Origin of the sequence: Hadarchaeum sp. (SeqCode) (assembly GCF_038871235.1) — an archaeon.
Taxonomy (GTDB): domain Archaea; phylum Hadarchaeota; class Hadarchaeia; order Hadarchaeales; family Hadarchaeaceae; genus Hadarchaeum.
In genome coordinates, this window is sequence record NZ_JAVZIN010000009.1 from 20,743 (window position 1) to 43,740 (window position 22,998).

The window sequence follows — 22,998 nt, forward strand, 5'->3', positions numbered from 1 at the left end:
GAGCTGGGTTGGTCAAGACGCTGATAGTCTGTGAAAAGCCTGCCGCAGCGGCCAAGATAGCTGAGGCGCTGGCGAAAGGTAAAGCTAGGTCAGGTCAGCTCAACGGAGTTCCTTATTATGATTTTGAGGTTGATGGCAGACCCGTGACCGTGGTCCCGGCGCTGGGCCACCTCTTCGTTCTCAAGAACCTGAGACCGCTGCGTGAGTATCCCTTTTATGAAGTTGGCTGGGTGCCTGCCTATCTCGCCGACCGCAGGGCCAAGAGAACCAAGGCTTTCATCGAGGCCATCTGCGAGCTGGCTAAGGGAGCCACTGAGTTCATCAGTGCCTGCGACTATGATGTCGAGGGCAGCGTCATCGGGGCCAACGTTTTGAGATACATCTGCGGGGAGGAGGCGCTGAAAAGAGCGAGACGGATGAAGTTCTCAACGCTCACGGCAGAGGATCTGCGCCGGGCCTACGAGCAGCTGATGCCGCGGCTGGATTATGAGCAGATTGAGGCAGGAGAAACCAGACATATTCTTGATTGGTTCTGGGGGATGAATCTCTCGCTGGCGATGAGCATGGCGGTTAAGCTTGCCGGGCAGGGCTATGTCAAGCTGTCAGCCGGGCGCGTGCAGACGCCAACTTTAAGGATTCTGGTAGATCGCGAACGAGAGATTAAGGCCTTCAGACCTGAAACCTTCTGGGTAGTCGATCTCGTCATCAAGTTAGACGGAGCTGAAGCGGTCGCTGAACATGCCAGTGGGCGCTTCTTCGACAGGTTAGATGCCGAGCGGGTGCTGTCGGTAAGCCGCGGCAAACCAGCGAGGGTTTCTTCCGTCCAAGTGCACCGTCACCGGCGTTCACCTCCCGTTCCCTTCAGCTTGGGTGACCTGCAGTTAGAGGCCCACCGCTGTTTTGGTTTTTCCCCGCTGCGCACCCAGCAGATTGCCCAGGAGCTTTATCTGGCCGCCTTGATAAGCTACCCGAGGACGGACAGTCAGAAGCTGCCTCCTTCGATAGATTACCGGCGGATAATGGAGCAGCTCGGTTCAATCTCTGAAGATTACAAAAAGATGGCCGAGGAAATATTTTCCCTGCCTGAGCTGAAGCCAAACGAGGGCAAAAAAACCGATCCAGCCCATCCGGCTATTTATCCCACCGGGCAGAGGCCGGAGAACCTCACGGCACCGCAGCGAAAGCTCTACGATCTGATTGTGCGGAGATTCTTCTCCGTGTTTGGAATGCCATCGCTGGTGGAGAGCCTGAGGGTTGAGGTTGAAGTCGGTGGGGAGAAGTTTATCCTGCGCGGGCGCAGAGTTCTGGAGGAGGGGTGGCTGAAATTTTACGGTGGTTACAGTCCCGCTGAGGAAATCATGCTTCCTGAATTGCGGGAGGGCCAGCTCTTGGAGGTCAAGGAGGTGAGATTGGAGGAAGGACAGACCCAACCCCCTCCCAGGTACAACCCGGCATCAATAGTGAAGAAGATGGAGGAAATCGGAATTGGAACCAAAGGCACCCGTGCGCAGATAGTTCAAAGCCTCTACGAGCGTGGATACATTACCGGCAGACAGATTACCGTCACTGATCTTGGGATGCAGGTGATAGATTCTCTCACCGAGTATTGTCCTGAGATTACCAGCGAGGAACTCACCGCAGAATTCGAACGAGAGATGGATGCCATTCTGGAAGGAAAGAGAACTAAAGAGGAGGTCGCTAAAAGGGCGCGCGCTGAACTCGATCGGATCCTTTCCAAATTCAAGCAGCATCAGTTGGAGATAGGAAAGAAGCTGGCTGAGGCTTATCATGCTGCCCGCCTAAAGCAGCGAAAGCTGGGCAGGTGCCCCAGCTGCGGCGGTGATCTGATGGTGGTGGTTTCGCGTGCCACTCATAAGCGATTTGTCGGTTGCTCCAATTACCCCAAGTGTCTCAATTCGTTTCCACTACCGCAGGTCGGGACGATCCTCCCGCTGGGAGAAACCTGTAAAATCTGCGGGGCTCCTATGGCTCAGGTCGATCGTACCGGATCCAAGTCTTACCGGATATGCTTGAATCCAAAGTGTCCATCAAAGGTAGTCAAGTAATTTGGATTATTACTCCTGGTTTTCCCGTTTCTCGCGAGCCCGAGTTGCGGAAAGTTTTTGTTGAAAGAGAACAAAATACTAAACAATGAATGAAATTTCATTGTGCGTGAGCTCTCAGACCCCCTTGGTGAGGTTCAGCACCGATTACGAGGAAATTCTGAGAAAGCGCGGCCTTAAAGGTGGACCGTTAGATATTTCCAACTTTACCGAAGGCGAGGATTACACCTTCACAGCCGGTGGAGTGACTAGAATGGTCTTCCCGCTGCTCAGACAGATGGTTGGTCAGGGTCTTCTAAGGGACCCACATTGGATTTCTCTCAATCCAATAGCTCCAGAAACGCTCACCGTGGGCAAGATAACGCTGAAACACGTGCGAATTGAAAGGGAAAGAATGAGCGGTTATAGTCAAGCGAAAGAAATTATCTGGAAGGCTCTGCACGGTATCCAGAGGGAACCGGTAAATTCGCTCTTCTGGCAGGAGGAATTTGTTGATTACAACTACTACAACAGGGTCTGCAGTGAACTCATCAACAAGCTGGATGAAAAAAATGATTTTGACCTGTTTTACATTCATGATTTTCAACAACTCCCCTTGGCCCAAATGCTTCACACACTGAAGCCGAAGATTTTTAGATGGCATGTGCCCTTTGATGAGTCTTTGATCCCTGAAGCTTGGAGGCAGTCGCTGGCATCATGGTTTAACGAGTACGATGTGGTGGTTGTTAGCTGCAAAAGATATCTGGAGTCGCTGAGAAAGTTTGGATACGGTGGAGAGGCACATTATATCTATCCCTATCTTGACCTCAGCGCCTACAGGAAGCCAAGCCCTGAGGAGGTTGAGAACTTTGATAAAAAGTATGGGATAAATCGGGAGGACAGGGTCTTACTGGTGGTAGCTAGGATGGACCCCATGAAAGGTCAGGACCGTGCGATATCAGGATTTGCTGAGGTGGCAAGATGTTATCCTAACTTGAAGCTGGTTTTAGTTGGCGATGGAAGTTTCTCCAGTTCCAAGCAGGGACTCGGGCTTTCCAAGGCGGAGAAGTGGCTGGCTGAGCTGAGGGAATTGGCCAAGAGCTTGGGTCTGGAGAATAGAGTTATCTTCACCGGCCATTTGACCCATGCTGAGCTTCAGGCAGCTTATGAGAGATGTGAGCTGACTATTTTGCCATCAGTTCTAGAGGGATTTGGTTTAGTGGTCATCGAGAGCTGGCTCTACAAGAAACCACCGATCGTCAGCGCTAATGCAGGAATTTCCGAGCTGATAAAACACGGAGAAAATGGTTTGCTCTTTAATCCAAATGATCCAGCAGATCTCGCAGATAAGCTTTTTTACTTGCTATCAGACCAGAACCTTTCGCGAATTCTCGGCGAAAATGGTTATAATTCTTCAAGAAAATGTTCTCTTGAGGAAGGGGTAAAAGCAGAGTTTGAGTTGATGCGAAAATTGGTTGGATTTGAGGAAAATATGGTGCTTGGAAATGAACCTAAATGACCTGATATTGGAGTTAGCTATTTTTGTTGCCATCTTGCTGGGTACCTTTTTGGCCGCTAAAATTTTCAGCCTAGTGGTCCGTGGCGTGTTTAGAAATTGGGTGCCAGCAGTGAGGTCCCATTTTCAAAGGTTGGTCTCCATCACCATCTGGGTCATCGGCCTGATCTTCGCCTTCCAGCAGCTGGGTCTTCGGCTGGATTTTCTGCTTTTAATCCTAGGATTGATCGGAATTGGCGTGCTGATAGCGGTTAAGGACACTCTTATGAATATCGGTGCTAAATATTTTTCTGACGTCTATGTGCCGTTTAAGGTTGGGGACATCATCAAAGTTGCTGGTAGCACCGGAAAGGTCATTGAAATAAATCCAATAACGACAGTTCTGTTGACAAAAAATGAAGAGCTGGTGTCCATCCCTAATTCACTTTTTCTCAAGGAAAAAATGAGGAACATCACACCCCACGTCTGGAAGGAGATATTGGTTCCGATAACTATCGGCAGCGGCATCGATTTGCCCCAGTTCGAAAGCGAGGTGCTGAAGGCATGTAATAAAATCAGAAAATATCTTGATGAACGCTTTCCACCGGTTTTAACGGTTAAGAGCAGGAACCAAAGATCGGTGAGCTTAGTTTTGGCCTTGATGGTGAAGGAACCAGATAAGAAGAACGAGATCATCGATGAGATCAACAGGAAAATTTCCGAGATAGAACAGAAAATGGCACGAAAAACATAACCTTTGTCCAAAAAACATCGATTAATATAGCTGGCCGAGTTGGGCTCAGCCCTGTGTTTTATCCTTCAAGTATACTGTCCTTATTGGGAAAGGTATCACGATGCCCTCTTCTCGATATCTTTTGTGAAGGGCCTTGATGAACTCGTGTGTTATCAAGTGTCTATCCGTGTATTCCTTGGCCCGAAGTATCACCGTGAAGTTTATGCTGAAGTCGCTGAAGGTGTGGTATCGAATAAAAGGTTCGAATTCAGGCACTCCTCCCTTTACGTTTTTCATGATTTCCCTGGCTACCTCGATAGTTACCCTTTCCACTTTTTCTAGATCGCTGTTATAGCTCACCCCCACCTGAACTAGGACCGACATTTCCGGTGTTGGTTGATAATAATCGACGACAATGGATCCTGCCATTTTAGAGTTGGGCACGGTGATAATGTTGTTCGAGAGTTCCCTGATCTTGGTGCTTCTCCAGCCGATGTCGACCACGTAGCCCTCTTGACCGGTTTCAAGCTTGACGTAATCTCCGGCCCTGAAGGGTTTATCCGTCATCAGGTACATCCCGGAGAAAAATTGTGACAGGGTTTCTTGGAGAGCAAAGGCGATTGCTATGCCGCCAATGCCCAAGCCAGCAACAAGGGCGGTAACGTCTATGCCCAGCCCGTTAAGGATGAGGATGAAGGCGATAAAGTATACCACGGCGGCCGCTGTTTTTGACAGAATTGGAACCAAGCTTTTCAAGTTGGGTCGGGTTACCCCATAATGCTTCATTATCCCGGTTATTACTCTAACAGCCGCAATTGTCGCGATTAGTACTATGAGCACGTAGCTGATGATCGGAAGATACTGCTCGATCGTTTCTCGATAAAATGGAACCCGAGTTGAGGCGAACCTTATCCCGACAATCAGAAATATCAGGACGATGGGCGTTTTGATGGCGCCGAGGATAATATCATCCAACTCAGTCTTTGTTCTCCGCGCCAACCTAGCAATATAGAAGCTGAGAATGATTCTCAAGACATATCCGCAGGCGAACACGCCCACTAAAATCAGGAGGGGTTCCAGAATCTGCCAGATTTCTTCCAAGGCCATCGAGGCACCTTTTTCACCGATGCAAAATAAATTATAGTTTGCAAGATATAATCTTAATGGCGTGCTGTTCGATATGAGACATCTATGGAATATTTTGGACTCTTTGAAGAAAAATTCTGACTTGTTTTGGTTTCTGGACTACGATGGTGTCTTAACTCCGATTGTTTCGGAGCCGGAAAAGGCGATCCTAGATCTGGAGATGAGAAAGTTTTTGGAAGCCTTGGCTGAGAAATTCAAAGTCGTGGTTATAAGCGGCAGAAGGCTTCAGGAGTTAAAGAAACTGGTCTCGGTTGGAAAGATATGTTACGCAGGCAATCATGGCCTTGAGATAAGCGGGCTGGGGGTAAGTTTAGTTTTGCCCAGGGCCAAACGTGTTCGCCCCGTAGTTTTAAAAATGTGTCGGGAACTTCAGAAAAGGCTGCAAGGCACAGCCGGCGTGATCGTCGAAAACAAGGGATTAACGGCTAGCCTCCATTACCGTAATGTGGCACCAAAGGAGTTTGCCAAGGTTAAGAAAATTTTTGAAAGCGTCGTCCATTCCTATGTTAAATCCGGTTCGTTCAGGATAACCAAGGGTAAAAAGGTCTGGGAAATAAGGCCTAATCTCGATTGGAATAAGGGGATGGCGGTTGATTGGATAATTAAAAATTTTGATCCAGAAGGGAAACTTTTACCCATCTATCTCGGTGATGATAAGACCGATGAGGATGCATTCCGGACGCTCAGGGGAAGGGGAATAACCGTTATGGTGGGGAAATGTTGTCAGAGGTCAAATGCTGAATTTTATTTGCGGGGAGTCCAAGAGGTTAAAATTCTTTTGAGAAATTTCGCCCGCGGCAACTCGAAATTTGCGTCGGTTTTCACGCGTTTGTAGCCTTCCAGCAGTAGAGTTTATTTCATTTTTTCACCGATGAGACCGAAGTGCGCCAGCATCGCCTCAAGCTGAATCCTCTCGTTGGCCCCTTGCACCAGTCTGAAGGAGAACTCCCCGATCTTGTCCAGAATTTCCACCTTGATGTTCTCTGGCAGCTTTAGATTGAAGACCTCCCGATGAACCTGTTCAATGACATCCTCGCCGGCCAGCCCCCTGTCGATGAGCAGCTCCTGCAGCTTTGTTCTAGCCTCTTCAAATTTTCCAGAGAGAGCCAGCTCCAGCATCTGTCTGACTTCCTCGGGCTTCGCTGCCGCGCTGACCTCATAGACGGTCTTCTCAGTTACCTTCTTGCTCAATGCCGCGGCAGCCTGGAGGATGTTTATGGCTTTCCTGAGATCACCCTCGCTCAGGTAAGCTATCGCTTGGACGGCCTCCGGTGCTATCGTGAGCTTTTCCTCTTTGGCTATTCGCTTGAACATCTGCTCGATATCCTTTTCTGTGAGGCGCCTGAACCTGAAGACGGCGCAGCGGGATTGTATGGGCTCGATGATACGGCTGGAGTAATTGCAGTCTAGGATGAAGCGCGTCGTTTGGGTGAACATCTCCATCGTTCGGCGCAGGGCATTCTGGGCATCGGCCGTGAGGGCATCGCTTTCATCCAGCAGGATTATCTTGTAGGGGAAGTCGCCGATGGGCCTCGTTCTGGCATAATCTTTTACTTTGGTTCGAATGGTGTCAATCCCGCGTTCATCACTAGCATTAAGCTCCAACATGTTCTGGCGCCAGCCATCACCAAAAAGTTCCCGGGCAATGCAGAGGGCAGCCGTAGTTTTTCCGGTGCCAGCAGGACCGGCAAAAAGCAAGTTGGGCAGCGACTTTTTTTCCACAAAGCTCTTCAACCTAGTGACTATTTCCTCCTGCCCCACGATTTCATCAAGCTTTTTCGGTCGATATTTTTCCACCCAGATCTCGTCCACCTCAGCCATAAGAGTCATCCCGGTTTGATTTTTTCACCTTTTTCGTTAAATCACTTTGGGGAAGGGACAAAGAAAAAGATTTTTACCATGGCTAAACAAAACCATAACTTTCAGCGAGATTTTTAGGACCCAATCATAATTACTTTCAGGTTGATGGCATGATTCAGCCGGCAGCAAAGGTCTATGATGCCAAGAAGGCCGAGCGCGAGGTGCGAGAGTGGTGGCTTTCTGCAGGGATCTATGACAAGGTGAAGAAGTCGCGAGATGGGGCAAACCTTTGGTACTTCTTGGATGGTCCCCCCTACGCCAGCGGTAGCATCCACTTAGGGACAGCCTGGAACAAGATAATCAAGGACGCGGTCATCAGGTACAAGACCATGTGCGGCCTGAACGTCCGCCGTCAACCAGGATGGGATTGTCATGGTCTGCCGATAGAGGTCAAGGTCGAGGAGCTGTTAGGAATCAGATCCAAGAAGGAAATCGAGCAGAAGATTGGGGTCGAGGCTTTCGTAGAACAGTGCAAGAAGTGGGCCAGCGACCACGTCAGGCTCATGACCGAGCAGTTTAAGGAACTTGGAGTCTGGATGGATTGGGATGCTCCCTACATAACCTTCGATAGAGATTACATTGAGTCCGCTTGGTGGACGCTCAAGAAAACCTACGAGCAAGGTTTGATTAGAAAGGACTTGAGGGTAATCCACTGGTGTCCTCGCTGCGAGACGGCGCTGGCCGAGCATGAGGTCAGGGGTGAGTACCAGAACGTTAGCGACCCTTCTCTCTATGTTAGGTTCAGGCTTCGTGACCGTCCCAATGAATACCTGCTGGTCTGGACGACAACTCCATGGACCCTCCCCGCCGACCTCGCCGTTTGCGTTAACCCCGACTATGATTACTCAGAGGTGGAGGTCGGCGGTGACATCTACATCTTGGCCACGGCGCTCGTGGAAAAGGTGATGAGGGATTTGGGAATTAGCAACTACCGGGAAATTGGCTCGGTCAAAGGGGTCACTCTAGAGGGAATTCAGTATGAGCACCCGTTGCTGGAGGAAGTTCCCAAGCAGAAGGGGTTCACGGAGCACCATCGCGTCATTCTCGGTAACCATGTTACGCTGGATGAAGGAACCGGCTGCGTTCACACGGCCCCGGGGCACGGTGAGGAGGACTTTGAGGTGGGATTAAGATATGGGTTGCCGGTATTCAGCCCGGTGGGTCCGGACGGCAGATTTACTGAGGAGGCGGGAAAATACGCTGGAGTTTTTGTGAAAGAAGCCGATCGCTTAATTTTGGAAGATCTCCAGAAAAAAGGTTTACTTGTGAAATACGGCACTGTGGTGCACCAGTATCCTCACTGCTGGAGGTGCCAGTCACCGCTGCTCTTCCGGGCCACCGAGCAATGGTTCTTGAAGGTGGGTGAGATAAAGTCGACAATAATTCAGAAAAACGCGGAAAAGGTGAAATGGTTCCCGAGCTGGGCGACGATTCGTTATGCGAATGGGGTGGAGTCGGTCGGTGACTGGTGCATCTCTCGCCAGCGCTACTGGGGCATTCCACTGCCCATTTGGGTCTGTGATCAATGCAAGGATACGATTGTGGTGGGAAGTCTGGAGGAGCTATCCACCCTCTCGCTCCACCCGCTCGGTGATATCGATCTCCATCGCCCCCACGTTGACCGTGTGGAACTCAAGTGTCCCAAATGTGGTGGAACTTCAAGAAGGGTGCCGGACGTTCTTGATGTCTGGTTTGACTCCGGCATAGCCTCGTGGGCCAGCTTAGGCTATCCTAAGAGAAAGGAACTTTTTGAACAGATCTGGCCCAGCGACTTTGTTACTGAAGGCGAGGATCAGGTGACTAAATGGTTCTACAGCCAGCAGGTTGTTTCCATTGCGGCCTTTGGAGACGTTCCCTATAAGAGAGTGCTGATGCACGGCTTTGCTCTCGATGAAAAGGGACGAAAGATGTCAAAGTCTCTGGGAAACGTGGTTAATCCTGATGACGTTATCAAGAAAAATGGAGTCGACGTCCTCCGACTCTATATCATCGGAGCCAACCCGCCTTGGGAGGACCTGAAGTTCAGCTGGAAGAGCCTTGAGGTGGTCCAAAAGATGATGGGGGTGCTCTGGAACGTCCATGTCTTTGCCACGACTTACATGTCCCTCGATGAATTTGATCCCAGGAAAATTGACCTAAACAGGGTGAGCGCCAGTCTGATGCCGGAGGACCTTTGGATGATCTCCAGAATCAACAGCGTCGCCCGGGAGGTGACCCAGGCAATGGAGGACCTCAACCTTCACATTGCGGTCAGGTCCATTTCCAACTTCGTTCTTGAAGACCTCAGCCGGTGGTACGTTCGCTCCGTCCGTGAAAGAGTTTGGATTGAGAAGGAGGATCCCAAGAAGCTCGCGGCCTATGTGGTGCTCTATCAGGCTATGCACGTGCTGGTGAGGCTGCTGGCCCCCTTTGCTCCACACATCAGTGAGGTGATTTACCGCGATCTGGTCAAGTCCGCCGATCCTAACAGCCCAGAAAGCGTTCACATGTTACCTTGGCCGTCAGTGGATGAGGGCGCGATAAATATAAGGCTCGAGGAGGGTATGAGGATAGTTCGGGCCTTTGTGGAAGCTGGAGCCTCAGCCAGACAACAGCATCGACTTAAGCTCAGGTGGCCGGTGAAAAAGGTTTCAATTCAGGTTGCTTCGGATGAAGTTCTCGACAAGATCAAGGATCTTCGTGAGCTGCTGCAGAATCAGTTGAACTGTAAGGAGCTGCTTCTCTTGTCTCCACATGAGAGACCTAGCGAGCTGGAGTTGGGCGTCAAGGTTGATGAGGAACAGTTCAGGCAGAGGTTCGGTGGGCTCGCTGAGAGGGCGATGGACCAGATTAGAGGCATGGATGCTGGGAGGTTGTCTGAAGAATTGGACCTTCACGGCTTCGTCGGCCTGCAGTTCGACGGGTACAAGTTGAGCGTTCCTAAGGACCTGATAGGATTTGAGGAGAAGCCGGCGGAGGGAATCGCCTTCATTCAGACGGATTTTGGAAAGTTGCTCATGGATACTAGGATGACTCCCGAGCTGGAGGCGGAGTCGATGGCGCGCGAGCTGGTCAGAAGGCTGCAGATGATGCGCAAGGAGATGGAGTTAGGGATGGAGGAAAGAGTTGACGTCGTTATCGGGCTGTCTACTCAAGAAGATCTGGAAAGGTTGAGCACGCAGCAGGAGTACATCTGTAGGGAGGTCCGCGTGAGAAATCTACGCCTTTGTCTCTTGAATGATGTGGCTGGCGAGGGTTATCTGAAGGACTGGAGCATTGACGGGGAAAACTTCAGGATGCTGGTGAGGCGGGTTACTTAATTTTCCCGGAATGCGCCCAAGCCGCCGTGGTCTATCAATATAAGTTAGTAGCTGCCAAGTGTGATGGGGGTCAGATTTGCCGAGATCAGACATCTCCGGATTCTACCGATTGAGCCCGGAGGAGAGGCTGAAGCTGGTGAAGGAGTTTGCCGGGCTTGACGATGCCGAGGCTGAGCTCCTACAAAGGTCCGGGGCCCTAAGTCTTCAGCAGGCCGACCGCATGATCGAAAATGTGATCGGGGTCACCTCATTCCCTGTAGGAATAGCCACCAACTTTCTCATCAACGGAAAGGACTATCTCATCCCGATGGTCATTGAGGAGCCTTCGGTGGTGGCGGCTGCTTCTAACGCGGCCAAGATGGCTCGGGTCAGGGGAGGCTTTCGAACCGAGAGCACCCTGCCGGTGATGATCGGCCAGATACAGCTCGTCGATGTCGAAGATCCGATGGTTGCCAAGGAGAGGATCATTAAGGAGACGAGCCGAATTTTGGCCAAGGCCAACGAGCAGGACCCGGTCCTAGTGAAGCTGGGCGGAGGGGCCGTGGGACTGGATGTCCGGATTCTTAGCTCCTCGATCGGACCGATGGTAATAATTCACCTGCTGGTGGATGTCAGGGACGCCATGGGGGCCAACGTTATCAACACGATGTGTGAGGCGGTCGCTCCGATGATCGAGCAGATCACCGGTGGCAGGGTCTTCCTGAGGATAGTTTCCAACCTCGCGATTCATCGACTGGCGCGGGCGCGGGCGGTTTTCGCTAAGGAGGCGCTCGGTGGCGAGGAGGTAGTGGATGGAATTCTGAAAGCATATGAGTTTGCCGCCGCTGATCCCTTTCGGTGTGCTACTCACAACAAGGGAATAATGAACGGTGTTATCGCTGTGGCACTGGCCACGCTGAACGATACTAGGGCGCTTGAGGCCGGAGCCCACGCTTACGCCGCGATGGGGGGCAGTTACCGGCCGTTGAGCCACTGGTACCGGACTCCGGAAGGAGATCTTGCTGGCAGCATAGAGCTACCGGTTGCGGTGGGCGTTATCGGCGGTGCCACGGCGGTTCACCCCATCGCCAAGATCTGTCGCAAGATACTCGGCATGCCCTCAGCTAGGCAGCTGGGGGAGATCATGGCAGCGGTCGGTCTGGCCAATAACCTAGCAGCGATGCGGGCGCTGGCGACGGAGGGCATTCAGGCCGGCCACCTTAAGCTGCACGCCAAAAACATCGCGGTAACGGCCGGGGCCGAGGGCGAGCTCATCGATATCGTGGCCCGACGGATGATTGAGGAGAAAAAGGTTAGTTATGACCGGGCACTGGCAATTCTCAGGGAACTAAAGTCACAGCCATAGTTCACATCCCACCAGCCCGCTTTGGGTGGTTGTTTAAATTCCGGTGACGTTCAATTCCAAGGTGGAGACCTGTGGCTCCTGTTTTCAAAAATCTCTATAAGTTGGGAGGAAGAGTTCTTTCGGGGCTGGGCGTGGAGAGGACTTTTGAGCAGATGGTTCAGAGCATCTTGGAGGCGACGGGGTTGAGCCGCGATGAGGTGATGTCCCGAATTCGCGGCAAGCAGGAGGAACTCGGCGGCTTTGTGACTTTGGAAGGAGCGGCGAATATCGTCGCCCGTGAGCTCGGGGTCATTTTCGAGCGTAAGGAACCAGAGGTCAGACCGCTTCGCATCGAGGACCTGCTGCCCGGGATGTCCAAGGTTGACATTCTGGCCCGAGTGGTTAGGATCCAGGAGCCTAGGGAGTTTCAAAGGCCAGGCGGCAAGCCAGGGCAGGTGGGAAGCTTAGTCCTTCAGGATGCAACAGGTGAGATAAGGCTGGTCCTGTGGAATGATAAGGCCTCAATCCTGAAGCAGGGAGGACTGAAGAAGGGAGATATCATCAAGGTTCAGGGCGCTTATGTCAGGGAAGGTTGGGATAAGCGACCTGAACTTAGCCTCGGCGCCCGCGGTACCATCTCTTTGTGCCCCGATCACCCGCTGGCCACGGAGTTGCCGTCTCTTTCCAGCTCACGGACGAAGATAGCTGATTTGGGTTCACATTTGCTTGAGGTTGATGTGGTGGGACGGGTGGTCACGTCTAGCGAAGTTAAGTTTTTTGACCGGCCTGATGGAACCACAGGAAAGGTGGCCGCGCTAATTCTCATGGATGATACTGGACAGGTGAGGGTCTCGCTCTGGGACGATTGGGCTGAGGCGGCAAAGGAGATCAGCCGAGGAGATGTGGTGATGCTGGAAAATGCCACGGTTCGACAGGGTCTGGGTGGTCGGGTTGAGTTGAGCCTCGGCGCAGGCGGACGGTTGGTGAAAAATCCACCGGGCATTTTAGAACTTCCTGAGCCGGTGGAGAGGCCGCTGAAGCTAGGTGAAGTTGAACCCGATATGCGATCCCTTGACGTGGCAGCAATTGTGAAGCGCAAATTACCCTTGCGCGAGTTCAAACGCAGTGACGGATCCACAGGCAGGGTCTTAAGCGTGATTCTGGCGGATGACACCGGAGCCGTGCGGGCATCGTTCTGGGACCTAGCAGCGGATCTAGCTCAGCATCTGCAGGTCAATGACAGAGTTCTGCTGAAGAATGCCTACACTCGTGTTGGCTTGAGCGGCAAGCCCGAGATTCATGTAGGCAGAACAACTCAGGTTGAGATAAATCCACCCGGGGTCATCGTGGCTGAGCCAAAGCCGCAGCCTATTAAGATAGCTGAGCTTGAACCTAATCTTGACGCCGTGGAGGTGGCCGGCAGGGTTGTGGAGGTATCCGAGAAACGCGAGTTCACCCGCCCGGATGGAAAAAAAGGAACGGTGGCGTCGGTAGTCTTGAGTGACGATTCGGGGACGATCAGGGTTTCACTCTGGCAGGAGCACGCGGAAAGTGTTGGGCAGCTTAAGGTTGGTGACGTGGTGAGGCTGGTTGATGCTTATACCACTCTTAGCAATCTGGGCCAGGTGGAGCTTCATCTGGGCAGCCAAGGAAAGCTGGAGCTGAATCCGGCTTTGGAGGTGCCGCAGGTGGCAGCAGTGGAGCCAGCCGTGCAGGAGCCTGAGCGCGTGGATATTTCCAAGATCGACCGGGAGGGGATGAGGGTGGAGGTTCGAGGGACGGTGATACAGGTTTTTCATCGCCGGCCAATATTCGATGTCTGCCCCAGCTGCGGCCGGAGCATCGTGGGCTCAGAAACCAGCTTGATCTGTGAGGAATGTGGCAAATCAGTCACTCCGGACCACCGAATGGTGATCAGCTTTCTAGTGGATGATGGCACCGGGAACATTCGTGTGGTCCTTTTCGGAAGAGTGGCGGAGAAGCTGTTAGGGATGAGTGCCCAGCAGGTTTTTGATTACCTCAAGTCAAATCCAGATCTAGCCGCGTTCTATCATGGACTGGGACTAGTCGGGAGGGAGTTGATAGTTTTTGGGATCACGAGGCGGGACAGATATCTTGATCAGCTGGAGATTCGGGCCCAGGAGTTTAGGGTGGCCGGCCCGCTGGAAGAGGCCAGGTTGCTTCTCAAAAGGCTAAAAGAAATGACGTGAAAGTATAAAGGGGAGAGATTGTTGTCCGAGGTCACCAAAAAAACGATAGAAAACCTTCCCGGGGTCGGCGAGGCCACGGCGGAGAAGCTTCGGGAGGCTGGTTACCGGACTATTGAGTCAATAGCAGCAGCGACCGTCGCCGAGCTGCGGGAGGCCGCCGAGCTTGGGGAGGCACAGGCCAAGAAGATTATCGCTGCGGCTAGGGAGGCCGCTGATTTCTGCTCCTTTGTCACCGCGGACAAGGTGCTGGAAAAAAGGGAGAAGGTGGGCCTGATAACGACGGGCAGCGCCTCTCTCGACGACCTGCTGGGCGGCGGGGTGGAGACCCAAGCGGTCACCGAGGCCTTCGGGGAGTTCGGCTCGGGCAAGACGCAGCTGGCCCACCAGCTTTGTGTTAATGTCCAGCTGCCCAAGGAGCAGAAGGGTCTTGACGGCAAGGCAATTTTCATCGACACCGAGAACACCTTCAGGCCGGAGAGGATTAGGGACATGTCATTGGGCGTGGGTCTCGATCCCGTGAAGGTCCTGCAGAATATCTACTATGTAAGATCCTACAACACTGACCAGCAGGTTCTGATAGCAGAGAAGGCCGAGGAGGTCGTTGAGCGGGAGAACATTCGCCTCATCGTTGTCGACTCAGTCACTGCTCAGTTCAGGGCCGAGTTCACCGGAAGGGAGACACTGGCTCTGAGACAGCAGAAGCTGAACCGACACCTAATGACGCTGCACCGGATCGCCGACCTGCATGATTTGGCCGTCTTCGTGACCAACCAGGTGCAGGCGAGGCCGGATATTTTCTTTGGTGACCCTACCAAGCCCATCGGCGGGCACATCCTTGCCCACTCTGCGACGACCCGCATCTACCTCAGAAAATCCAAGGAACAGAGGAGGATCGCCAGAATATTTGACAGCCCCAACCTTCCCGAGCGTGAGGCGGTTTTCCGGATTACTGAGCAAGGGATAAAGGACTGAAGGTGTCTTTTTGATCAGGCTTCTGGCCGTGGACATCGACGGCACCATGACCTACCGGGACAGACGGCTTGATCTAGTGGCTGTCGAGGCCATTAGGAGGGCTGAGGCCGCAGGAATTTCGGTCGTGATCGCCACCGGCAACATCTTCAGGTTTGCTGAGGCCGCCTCTGTTCTCATCGGCACCTCGGGACCCCTAATAGCTGAAGATGGCGGCATTGTCTTTGATTTTAATACTGAGAAGATGCACGTGCTTGGCGACAGGGTGGATGCGGACCATGCCTTCGCCGAACTCATGAAGGCCTTTGGAAACATCGAGACCACTAGGAGCAACCCGGACCGGCTCACCGGCGTCGTCATCAGGAAGACGGTTCCACTGGAGGAGGTGAGGAAGGTCATCCGGGAAAGGAACCTTCCCGTCATCGCGGTAGATTCAGGGTGGGCCATTCATCTGCGTAGACCTGAGGTCAATAAGGGAAATGCATTGAAAAAGGTGTCTATGATTACCAAAGTTCCACTGGACGAGATCGCCGCGATAGGAGACGGTTACAATGATGTTGAGATGTTGCAGTTGGCTGGGCTGAGCTTCGCGGTGGCCAACTCGGTTGAGGAAGCAAAGAGGGCATCGCAGCGGGTGACCCGTTCCCCTCACGGAAGGGGTGTTGCCGAGGCGGTTGAAGAGATCCTCAAGCTTACCGCCCGCAGCTAGTTTGGCGTTGTCCAAGGTAATAGGCCTTGCATTAAATTGTCGTGTGAAAAATGCTTTTCATAAATGAGTAGGGAATCTGCCGGTGTTATTTTTTGCTTGAAAGGGCCTAGTACCGGTACTCTACACCAAGGTCGCGCAGTTCGTTTTTGATCTTTCGATAAAGGTCCAAATATTCCTGAGTCGGCTTCTTCCTTTCCACGTCGTAGCATTCCCTAAAGGTTTTTCCCAGCGGTGCGTCCTTTATCCGGTGCTCGTATTTTTTCAAAAGTTCTTTGACGATCTCGTTGGCGTCTTCCCTCTTCATTCTACTTTCAACTGCGGAGAGTCCGGACTCACAGGCGAACCTCGCTTCCATCGGCGTGGTTCTTTCCTTGTGCTTGTTAGAAGCGGTGGCAATTTCCCAGAGGATGCTGGTACCAGACACGGCGCTGGTTATTCCGTGAGCGGCAGCCTCATATAGGACCATGTCGGTGCATGGGCCCGCGACGGCAAACCCGTTGGACCCTGAGATGAACTTTGAGTTTCTGGCGATCGCCTGATAGGTGCCGCTCACCACCCAGAGCATCTCCCTCATCGTGTTGCAGAAGTAAATCTTGTCGATGGGGAAATAGCAGGTGAAATATCCTTGGTTGACCATCAGCCCTTGGATGTGGGAGGCAACACCGATTATTGCCGTCCCCTCGGCGCCGGCGTATGCGCCCAGCATCGGGCTTGTCAGCGTTCCGCAGAGGTGACCGTTCTGGTGGAAGTGTAGCATCTTGGTCAGCAGGTCGTTGTCAATTTTGAGCTCGCTTATTATCGAGACCAACCTGATATCGGTTTTTCTGGCTCCCCACTCTTGTTCGCTGGTGGCGATCTGGGCAGCCGCTTGCAGTGCTGTTCCGGTGAGAACTATGGCTATCCCGGGTCTACCGGCCCTCTTGGCGGCCTCTCTCGCCAGCATCGCGTGGACCATTCCTCCCTGGGTTTCGGAGGGTGCCCCAGTTTTCAATGGCATTCCCTCAATCTCCTCCAAAATGGGTGATGATACTGCGTCTGCCAGCGGTTCCTTGATGTAGGCCATTTCAATCGGGATGAACAAGTCCTCAGAGCATCTAACGCCAACCGGTGTGAAAAGGCATCCCGGTGGCTTTGTGTCCTCCACTTTTCTCGGCGACCATTTCCTTGAGTCCTGTCCTTCACCCACGGTAATTTCGTTTCTCATGCTGAACATGGCTTCCTTAATTTCCTCCTCGCTGAAAAGTATTCTGCGGTAGGTGCTGGTACAGTAGGTTCCGACGGAGAGGTAGAAATCCCAAGCGGCTTTCCAGAGGTCGTCGGCCAGGGAGTCGTCGGAGAAGACGATCTGCTCCGGATCGAACCTGATGTCGTACTCCTTGATCACCCGCTTCAGGTTGGGGAAGAGGATCTTGGTGTCGAATTCCTTCTCGGTGCAGATGGGACCGGTCTCGGCGCGCTCCAGGACCTCGTTGATCCGCCACGGTGGCGCCGGCATCTATCTCCTCTCCGCGACCAGCTTCTTGGCCAGCTCGACGGCCTCGGCGGCGTTCTCGGTCCAGCCGTCGGCCCTCGTCCTGCGGAACCAATCCTCGTCCACCGAGCCGCCCCCGATCATGACGATGAAGTTCTTGCGGTGGCCCATGCCCTCGAGCAGGTCGATGACCTCCTTCTGGGCGCCCCGAGTGGTGGACATCAGGGCCGAGAGGGCGATGATGTCGGCCTTGACCTCGTTGGCCTTCTGGATGATGGCCATCGAGTCAACATCGCGCCCCAGGTCGTGGACCTCGAAGTTGTTGACCTCGAGCAGCAGGGCCAGGATCGTCTTGCCGATGTCGTGGATGTCGCCCTTGACGGTGGCGATGACCACCTTGCCCAGTCGCTTGCTCTCGATCTCCTCCCGGGCTTTGGAGCTTGACTTGGCCAGCAGGATGTCGACCGCGGCCTTCATCGCCTCGCTGGCCAGCAGCACCTCGGGCAGGAAGTACTCTCCCTTCTCGAACTTGTCCCCGACGATCTTGGCCGCCGGGGCGATGCCCTCGTTCACGGCCCTGATGGGGTCAACTCCGGCCTTGACCATCTCCTCAGCAATCCTCTTGGCAGAATCAACGTCATATTCGATTATGCTCCGCTTCAAATCCTCTATCATTAAATTACCGATTTTTCTTGTTGAGAATTGTATAAGTATTTTGTGGTAGACTTGGCTTTTTAGAATGGTCATCGATTTATTAAGTTTGAGGAAATTAGATCTAGTACAAATTTTTCGATTTTCATCAGTGAAGACTTAAATAATTAAATCAAAATAACTAAACTGATAGAATGGTCTCCCTCGAGATGCTAATTGGAACTGCAGTAATTGGTTTGCTGGTGGGTTGTATCTACGCGTTAGGTGGTCTGGGATTAGCTTTCATTTATGGAATATTGGATTTTGTAAACTTCGGACACGGCGACTTTCCCCTGATGCTCTCCATGTATGTAACCTTTTGGCTCTTTGTAATTTTTGGATTGGACCCGATTTTTTCACCAATTTTGGCCGTCCCCTTGTTTTTCCTTTTAGGGATATTGGTTTACAAGAGCATAGCTAGACGCACCCTCAAAGGCCCAGCACTTTCCCAAATCGCGGCAACGATAGGTCTGATGATAATGGTCCGTGGTCTGGCACAGGTGGCTTGGTCCTCTGACCCGAGAAGTATACCCTTCACAATTGTCCGCGGGTCAATAGAGATCGGTGGGCTGTTACTACCTCAGTCACGCATAGTCGGTGCTCTGATAAGCATCGGTGCTTTTATCTTGATTCATTATTTCTTGAATAGGACATATACTGGTCTCTGTATTCGGGCTATAACCGATGATCGGGTGGCAACGGAAGTGTTGGGCATCAACACCGAGCGGCTCTACATGTTGTCGTTCGGAATCGGGATAGGCCTGACCTCGATAGCCGGAGCAGTAATGATGACTTATTCCTTTGTCGATCCAACCATTGGCCTTAGATATGGTTTGTTGCTTTTTGTTATCTTGTGTCTGGCCGGGCTGGGTACAATCAAAGGGGTGATTTTTGCCGGTTGTATTCTAGGAGTTATCGAGGCGCTCACCACAGTTATCTGGGAATCCCGAGCCGCCATGCTAGTGGTTTTCATTATTTTCATCTTGATGCTTTGGTTGCGGCCTAAGGGACTCTGGGGGAGGAGATAGCTTGAATAAAAAGTTTATCTCCGAAAAAATCCTTTTAACAGCAATACTGTTTTTATTCATAGCCCTAATCCCTGCTTTCTTTGGCTTCAATGAGTACTATACTTTCACTTTCAGCGTCATTCTGGTCTACGCCTGTGCCAGCTCAGCATGGAATATAATCGGTGGTATGGCCGGCCAGTTCGACTTAGCGGCAGCATCCTATGTTGGGCTCGGGATGTTCACCTCAGGAACTCTCTACACGAGATTTGGAATACCCTTTTGGATGGGGATGCCCCTCGGTGGCGTGGTGGCCATGGGCTTTGCCCTGCTACTTGGTTATCCAACCTTCAGGTTCAAACTGAGGGAATTCTGGTATGCACTTTCTTCGATTGCCAGTGTGCCGATTTTGAGAATTTTGTTTCTCGTATGGGAGGACGTGGGTGGTCCTATCGAAAGATGGCTAGGCAAGCCGAATCCCATCCTCATGCGTTTTGACTCATTCTTGCCATATTTTTACATTTTGGTCGGTGCGCTGGCAGTTATCATATATGTCAACTACAGGATAAAGAACTCAAAGACGGGTTATTATCTGTTTGCCATAGGGGCTGATGAAGAAGCAGCAGCTTCGCTGGGAATTGATGTTCGGAGATATAAGCTTAAAGCTCTCATGATTTACGCTTTCATTCTCGGCATGCTGGGAGCCATTTACGTGAACTTACTCGGCAACTATCATCCAGATCATTTCGATACCTTTTTCACCATCACAATTGCCTCGATAGGAATCATCGGCGGGCTCGGTGTGATCTACGGAGCACCAATCGTGGCTTTCATCTTGGTGGGCATAAGTGAGGTCGCGAGATTCACCGTCGGTACCATGGGAGGCCTGCCTTGGGTGATTTATGGACTGGCCATGCTGGTCATTGTCTTGTTCCGACCGCAAGGGGTAGGTCCCATGTTCAAGGAAGCTTATATTCGGGCCAAAGGACTGTTCAAAAGGAGGGGCTAAAAAGTGTCAACTGCCTTGCTCGAAACGGTTAATCTGACAAAAAGATTTGGGGGATTGGTTGCGGTCAATAAGGTGAACCTCAAAATCACCCCGGGTGAAACACTCGGAATAATCGGTCCCAATGGAGCGGGCAAGACAACTTTATTTAACCTGATTGCCGGGTTGCTGTCCCCTGATGAAGGCAAAGTATATTTCAAGGGTAAAGATATCACAAACCTGCTGCCTCACAAGAGAAATGAAATCGGTATAGCTAGGACATTTCAAATTCCGAGACCTTTTGCCAACATGACGGTCTGGGATTCGGTCAAGGTAGGTGCCTATCGCCTCACCAACGACCAGAAAGAACTGGAGAGAAAGGTCGGTGAAATTCTTGAATTTTTCGACTTAACTCGACTCGCTCAGCAGAGTTGTTCTTCTTTAAACGTTTCCCAGTTGAAGTTGGTTGAACTAGCAAGGGCAGTAGCCACCGGACCTGAACTTTTGCTGATCGATGAGGTCGGTGCTGGTTTAACACCAAGTGAGCTGGATGATCTTGGTGCCATGATTCAAAAGCTAAAAAGAAAAATGAAGATCACCATTTGTTTGGTCGAGCATGTGATGAGGATAATCTGGCAGCTTTGTCCTAGGATAGTGGTTATGGATTTCGGTAGCATTATTTCAACAGGGACGCCGAAAAGTGTCGCGAGAGATCCTAAGGTGATTGAGGCCTATTTGGGTAGAGGGTTGATCTGATGAAAGTTTTGCTTTCGGTGAAAAACATTAACGTTTCTTATGGCAAAATTCCGGTTCTTTATGACGTTTCGCTTCAGGTTGGAGAGAAAGAGGTGGTAACTGTCGTGGGACCGAACGGGGCCGGTAAAACGACGCTGCTGAGAGCGATATCCGGATTGGTGCCGATATCATCCGGATCAATAACTTTTAAAGGAATGGAAATTAGCAGGCTTCGCCCTCACGAAATATCAAAGTTGGGCATCTCGCACGTGTTGGAGGGCAAGAGGATCTTTCCCAATCTTACCGTGAAGGAAAATCTTTATTTAGGGGCCTTTAAAGCCCGGGAGAGGATTGAAGAAGGGCTAAAGCTGGTCTATGATCTTTTTCCTCGCCTGAAGGAAAGGGAAAACCAGAGGGCCGGGACGCTGAGTGGGGGCGAGCGACAGATGTTGGTGGTGGGACAGGGACTTATGTCGAATCCTTCCCTTCTCATGCTGGATGAACCCTCGTTGGGAATAGCCCCTAAGCTGATCGAGGAAATATTTGAAGTTCTTAAAATGCTGAAGAAACAGGGCGTCACGATACTCTTGGTGGAACAATTCGTTGCTCAGGCGTTAGCTCTTGCAGATAGAGGCTATGTTTTAGAAAATGGGAGAATCTGTCTCAGCGGCTCGGGAAAGGGATTGTGTAAGAATAGACACGTTAAAACCGTTTATTTGGGTGGCAAATAGCTCAATTTTTTAATTAAGAAAATTTTAAGACGCATTCGTCGTGCGTTCTAGCTGGTTCCAATTTTCAGGCACCAAAAGAGATTTGAAATCTGGGTCTACCTGTTTTAGCGAAAAAAGAAAAAATAAAAAGTTTGCTATTGCGTGTTTACGAGTAGTCAGGCCTTGGAATAATCATATCCCCGTCGGCCACGTCGAAGGGCCACACCGTCACGGATTTTCCGTTTTGTACCTGCATCACATGAATACCTGGATATTTTGTTTCGCCTCTTTCGTCGAAGGCTATCTTTGTGCCCGGATAGGTTTCAATTGCTGGTCCGGAAGTTACTTCAATTGTTCTCAGAATTTCCGCGAGATGATTGACGTTCAGCGGGTCCTGTGGGTATCTCTTGCCTGCCAACTCCAGAGCTTCTTTTATCACCCAGATAGAGAAGTAAGCCTCACCAGCGGCATCGGCTGGATCCTCTCCGGTGAGCGCTCTGAAGTCAGCGAGGAACTTCTTGTTCCAAGTGGTGTCTTTTCTCGGGTTGTACACATAGGAGTTGGTGAAGTACTCAACGGCTTCTCCACCTTCCCTTATTGAAGCTGAGTCAACCCAGCCACAGGCTCCTCCACCTGCCCAGATCTTGGCCGGTGATCCCAGCTCATGGACCGCTCTGGCGAACAACATGGCGTCGTTGAAGTATGGGCAGTGGAACACAGCGTCCGGCTTTATCGACTGAAGCTCCGTCATGATTGAGCTAACGTCAGTGATCAAGTAGTAGTATTCCTTCTCATAAACAACACTGACTCCCCTTCTCATCAGCTCCTCTAGCATTCCAATGCGTACGTATCTCCCGAACACGGAGTCCTCGTTAAGCACGGCTGCGGTCGAAATTTCTACTCCTTTTTTCCCTGCCCAGTCCAGCACTCCCGCTACAGCTCCTCTGCCAAAGTAGGAAGCAGGTGAGGTCGCCCTGAACACCGTCGTGAATCCCTGCTCCATAATGTAGTCAGACAGACCGTCTATCATCACTATTGCTTTTCCATCCAACACCTCACACATGGCCAAGGTTTGCTTGCTGATATAGGCGCCGAAGACAATAGGAACTTTATGAACCCCAGCCATTCTTTCGGCGGCCGACTTGGTTTTGTCAACACTTTCGCCGGCGTCCTCTTCCACGAGTTCTATCTTAGCACCACCGAGCGATTGGATGCCGCCTGAGTCATTGATGTGTTGAACAGCTATTCTAACTCCATTAGCGGCTTCGATACCAAAGACCGAAGCCCAGCCAGACATTGGTTCGACGAGACCAATCTTGACCTTTTCAATTTTTGGTGTCGTTGGCGTAGGTGTGGTGGGTGTCGTAGTTGGTGTAGGTGTGGTCGTTGGAGTGGTGGGCGTCGTGGTCGTCGGTGGCGGCATGGAAATAACGTACGCTGAGGCAATTGCAATGGCTACTATCACTACCGCGACAATTGCTATATACTCCTTTTTCATTTATCCCCCATTATAAACTAACTCCTGCGATCTATTTATAACTGTTTTTAAGATTTTCGTCAGGATAGATTTCTAAAATACCGTTCCTCAAAAAATTCTGATCTTAAGCAGCACATTG

General features: G+C 51.5%; 17 protein-coding genes and 1 pseudogene. 13 read left to right on the forward strand and 5 right to left on the reverse strand.

Going from position 1 to position 22,998, the window contains the following annotated elements; all coding sequences use genetic code 11:
- Positions 1-8: 8 nt before the first annotated feature.
- The 3 genes from topA to QXT02_RS05230 all read left to right on the forward strand — a co-directional run bounded on the left by topA (position 9) and on the right by QXT02_RS05230 (position 4,291).
- Positions 9-2,066, forward strand: a complete 2,058-nt coding sequence (topA, locus tag QXT02_RS05220; protein ID WP_342812353.1) for a DNA topoisomerase I — start codon at positions 9-11, stop codon at positions 2,064-2,066.
- 106 nt (positions 2,067-2,172) lie between these two features.
- The gene (locus QXT02_RS05225; RefSeq protein ID WP_342812354.1) at positions 2,173-3,561 is read left to right on the forward strand and encodes a glycosyltransferase family 4 protein; all 1,389 of its coding nucleotides are present in this window, start codon (positions 2,173-2,175) and stop codon (positions 3,559-3,561) included.
- Positions 3,548-4,291 carry a mechanosensitive ion channel family protein gene (locus QXT02_RS05230; RefSeq protein ID WP_342812355.1) on the forward strand — a complete coding sequence of 248 codons (744 nt, stop codon included), beginning with the start codon at positions 3,548-3,550 and terminating at the stop codon, positions 4,289-4,291. Before QXT02_RS05225 ends, QXT02_RS05230 begins: the two co-directional genes overlap by 14 nt.
- Positions 4,292-4,336: 45 nt before the next feature.
- Here the strand turns inward: QXT02_RS05230 and QXT02_RS05235 are convergent, their stop codons facing one another.
- Positions 4,337-5,377 (reverse strand): mechanosensitive ion channel family protein, encoded by a 1,041-nt coding sequence (locus tag QXT02_RS05235; protein WP_342812356.1) that lies wholly within the window; start codon positions 5,375-5,377, stop codon positions 4,337-4,339.
- 73 nt (positions 5,378-5,450) lie between these two features.
- On the opposite strand from QXT02_RS05235, the gene otsB reads away from it, so the two are divergent.
- Complete coding sequence (gene otsB / locus QXT02_RS05240; protein ID WP_342812357.1) at positions 5,451-6,251, forward strand: trehalose-phosphatase; 801 nt, start codon at positions 5,451-5,453, stop codon at positions 6,249-6,251.
- A gap of 17 nt (positions 6,252-6,268) precedes the next feature.
- On the opposite strand, the gene QXT02_RS05245 is transcribed toward otsB, so the two are convergent.
- On the reverse strand, positions 6,269-7,237 hold the full coding sequence (locus QXT02_RS05245) for a replication factor C small subunit (protein ID WP_342812358.1): 969 nt from the start codon (positions 7,235-7,237) through the stop codon (positions 6,269-6,271).
- A gap of 149 nt (positions 7,238-7,386) precedes the next feature.
- Here QXT02_RS05245 and ileS point away from each other — a divergent pair, with 149 nt between their 5' ends.
- From ileS to QXT02_RS05270, 5 genes and pseudogenes are all read left to right on the forward strand, one after another.
- Positions 7,387-10,575 (forward strand): isoleucine--tRNA ligase, encoded by a 3,189-nt coding sequence (ileS, locus tag QXT02_RS05250; RefSeq protein WP_342812360.1) that lies wholly within the window; start codon positions 7,387-7,389, stop codon positions 10,573-10,575.
- 76 nt (positions 10,576-10,651) lie between these two features.
- Entirely contained in the window at positions 10,652-11,920 is a 1,269-nt protein-coding gene (locus tag QXT02_RS05255; protein WP_342812361.1) for a hydroxymethylglutaryl-CoA reductase, degradative, read from the forward strand.
- A 71-nt stretch (positions 11,921-11,991) separates the two neighbouring features.
- The gene (locus tag QXT02_RS05260; RefSeq protein WP_342812362.1) at positions 11,992-14,109 is read left to right on the forward strand and encodes a DUF2240 family protein; all 2,118 of its coding nucleotides are present in this window, start codon (positions 11,992-11,994) and stop codon (positions 14,107-14,109) included.
- Positions 14,110-15,081: pseudogene (gene radA / locus QXT02_RS05265) on the forward strand (DNA repair and recombination protein RadA); the annotation flags it as partial. It abuts the gene before it with no gap.
- 10 nt (positions 15,082-15,091) lie between these two features.
- Positions 15,092-15,787: a phosphoglycolate phosphatase gene (locus QXT02_RS05270; protein ID WP_342812364.1), complete on the forward strand. Its 696-nt coding sequence runs from the start codon at positions 15,092-15,094 to the stop codon at positions 15,785-15,787.
- 106 nt (positions 15,788-15,893) lie between these two features.
- Here the strand turns inward: QXT02_RS05270 and QXT02_RS05275 are convergent, their stop codons facing one another.
- Both QXT02_RS05275 and QXT02_RS05280 read right to left on the reverse strand, forming a co-directional pair.
- The gene (locus tag QXT02_RS05275) at positions 15,894-17,282 is read right to left on the reverse strand and encodes a monomethylamine:corrinoid methyltransferase (protein ID WP_342812366.1); all 1,389 of its coding nucleotides are present in this window, start codon (positions 17,280-17,282) and stop codon (positions 15,894-15,896) included.
- Positions 17,283-17,933, reverse strand: a complete 651-nt coding sequence (locus QXT02_RS05280; RefSeq protein WP_342812367.1) for a B12-binding domain-containing protein — start codon at positions 17,931-17,933, stop codon at positions 17,283-17,285.
- 170 nt (positions 17,934-18,103) lie between these two features.
- Between QXT02_RS05280 and QXT02_RS05285 the strand changes: the two genes are divergently transcribed.
- The 4 genes from QXT02_RS05285 to QXT02_RS05300 are packed head-to-tail and all read left to right on the forward strand — an operon-like array spanning position 18,104 to position 21,403.
- Entirely contained in the window at positions 18,104-18,976 is an 873-nt protein-coding gene (locus QXT02_RS05285) for a branched-chain amino acid ABC transporter permease (protein WP_342812369.1), read from the forward strand.
- Between the two features lies 1 nt (position 18,977).
- Positions 18,978-19,961 (forward strand): branched-chain amino acid ABC transporter permease, encoded by a 984-nt coding sequence (locus tag QXT02_RS05290; protein WP_342812370.1) that lies wholly within the window; start codon positions 18,978-18,980, stop codon positions 19,959-19,961.
- A 3-nt stretch (positions 19,962-19,964) separates the two neighbouring features.
- On the forward strand, positions 19,965-20,693 hold the full coding sequence (locus tag QXT02_RS05295) for an ABC transporter ATP-binding protein (RefSeq protein WP_342812371.1): 729 nt from the start codon (positions 19,965-19,967) through the stop codon (positions 20,691-20,693).
- Entirely contained in the window at positions 20,693-21,403 is a 711-nt protein-coding gene (locus tag QXT02_RS05300; RefSeq protein WP_342812372.1) for an ABC transporter ATP-binding protein, read from the forward strand. Before QXT02_RS05295 ends, QXT02_RS05300 begins: the two co-directional genes overlap by 1 nt.
- Before the next feature lie 145 nt (positions 21,404-21,548).
- On the opposite strand, the gene QXT02_RS05305 is transcribed toward QXT02_RS05300, so the two are convergent.
- The gene (locus QXT02_RS05305) at positions 21,549-22,880 is read right to left on the reverse strand and encodes an ABC transporter substrate-binding protein (RefSeq protein WP_342812373.1); all 1,332 of its coding nucleotides are present in this window, start codon (positions 22,878-22,880) and stop codon (positions 21,549-21,551) included.
- Positions 22,881-22,998 lie beyond the last annotated feature (118 nt).